Annotated in this window: 1 protein-coding gene and 1 pseudogene; one reads left to right on the forward strand and one right to left on the reverse strand. The window is 62.6% G+C overall.

Annotation, left to right across the window (positions count from 1 at the left end; genetic code table 11):
• Positions 1 to 1,187: 2,4-dienoyl-CoA reductase FMN-binding domain-containing protein (locus L9Z73_RS29795; protein ID WP_247408505.1), on the reverse strand; the 1,187-nt coding region annotated here is incomplete at its 3' end.
• Between the two features lie 212 nt (positions 1,188 to 1,399).
• Here L9Z73_RS29795 and L9Z73_RS29800 point away from each other — a divergent pair.
• Positions 1,400 to 2,023: pseudogene (locus tag L9Z73_RS29800) on the forward strand (carbon-nitrogen hydrolase family protein); the annotation flags it as partial.

Below are 2,023 nucleotides of genomic sequence, written 5' to 3' on the forward strand. Positions count from 1 at the left end.
GCCACCGTGGCCGCGGCCAGGCCCGCAGGACCGGCGCCGACCACGGCGATTTTCTTGATCTGCTTGACCGGCAAGTAGTTGAGTTCGGTCTCGTAGCACGCGCGCGGGTTGACCAGGCAGGTGGTCAACTTGCCGCCGAAGGTGTGGTCCAGGCAGGCCTGGTTACAGCCGATGCAGGTGTTGATTTCATCGGCACGGCCGGCGGCGGCCTTGTTGACGAACTCTGGGTCGGCGAGGAACGGCCGCGCCATCGAGACCATGTCGGCATCGCCTGCGGCGAGGATCTGCTCGGCAATCTCCGGGGTGTTGATGCGGTTGGTGGTGATCAGCGGGATCTGCACCGCGCCACGCAATTTGGCGGTGACTTTACTGAACGCGCCACGCGGCACCTTGGTGGCGATGGTCGGGATACGCGCTTCGTGCCAGCCGATCCCGGTGTTGATAATGCTCGCACCAGCCTGCTCGATGGCCTTGGCCAGTTGCACGATTTCTTCCCAACTGCTGCCGCCTTCCACCAGGTCGAGCATCGACAGGCGGAAGATGATGATGAAATTCGGGCCGACGGCTTCGCGCACCCGGCGCACGATCTCCACCGCCAGGCGCATGCGATTTTCATAGCTGCCGCCCCAACGATCGGTACGGTGGTTGGTGTGGGCGGCGAGGAACTGGTTAATGAAGTAGCCTTCGGAGCCCATGATTTCCACGCCGTCGTATTCGGCGGACTGGGCCAGCAGCGAGCAGGTGACGAAATCCTGGATCTGCTTCTCGATGCCCGCTTCGTCCAGCTCCTTGGGCTTGAACGGGTTGATCGGCGCCTGGATCGCGCTCGGTGCAACCTGCTTGGGGCTGTAGGCATAACGACCGGCATGGAGGATCTGCATGCAGATCTTGCCGCCGGCTGCGTGTACGGCGCGAGTCACGATCTTGTGCTTCTGCGCCTCTTCGTCGGTGGTCAGCTTGGCCGCGCCGGAATACACCCCACCTTCATCGTTCGGGCCAATGCCGCCGGTGACCATCAGGCCCACGCCGCCAAGGGCACGCTCGGCAAAATAGGCCGCCATGCGTTCGAAACCGCCCGGTTTTTCTTCCAGGCCCGTGTGCATCGAGCCCATCAGGGTACGGTTGCGCAAGGTGGTAAAACCCAGGTCCAACGGGGCCAGCAGGTGCGGGTACGCAGCAGCGGTCATGGTCAAGCTCCACAACGGATCATCACGGGACGTGGCACGCTCTAACGGCTTGCCATCGGTTTATGTCCCACAGACTATAGAGGCGATCAGCCAGGGCTCAATGACTGAAACTGACAAGTTATTGATCCAAATGCACAGCACCCCTTGGCAAGCAGAGCCACGGGCCCTACCCTAGTCGCGAACCCTGCACTTGGTCCGTTGTCTGTTCCCCCATGCGTAAACTTCTAGCTTTTACCGTCACCATGGCGTTGGTTGCCGCCGTCGCCGCCTATCTGGTCTGGACCCAGGAGCGCCCCGTGGCGCATTACCTGTCCGACCTGCGCATCACCCTGGCCGTCAACGAGGGCCAGCCCGCCGATCGCGGCAACCTGCTGGGCATCCAGCCGGAACTGTTCCCCGGCGATTACCAGAGCCTGGAACGCTTGCACCTGAAACTCGCGGCCTACCTGCAAACGGCCCGAGACCAGGGGCTGCTCAATGAAAAAACCATCGTCGTGCTGCCGGAACACATCGGCACCTGGCTGATGCTCAGCGGCGAAAAAAACGAGCTGTATCAGGCGCCCCATCTGAAAGACGCGATGAACTGGCTGTCGATCAGCAACCCGGTGCAATTCATGCGCGCCTGGATCAGCGCGACTGGCGACAACCGCATGGACGACGCTTACTTACGCATGAAAGCCCCGGCGATGGCGCGCGACTACCAGGTGCTGTTCGGCGGCCTGGCCAAGGAGTTTGGCGTGACCCTGGTGGCCGGCTCCATCGCGCTGCCCAACCCCAGCGTGAGCCAGGGGCAACTGCAGGTCGGGGATGGCGCGCTGTACAACGCCAGCCTGGTG

The organism is Pseudomonas emilianonis, assembly GCF_023072625.1.
Lineage (GTDB): Bacteria > Pseudomonadota > Gammaproteobacteria > Pseudomonadales > Pseudomonadaceae > Aquipseudomonas > Aquipseudomonas paraveronii.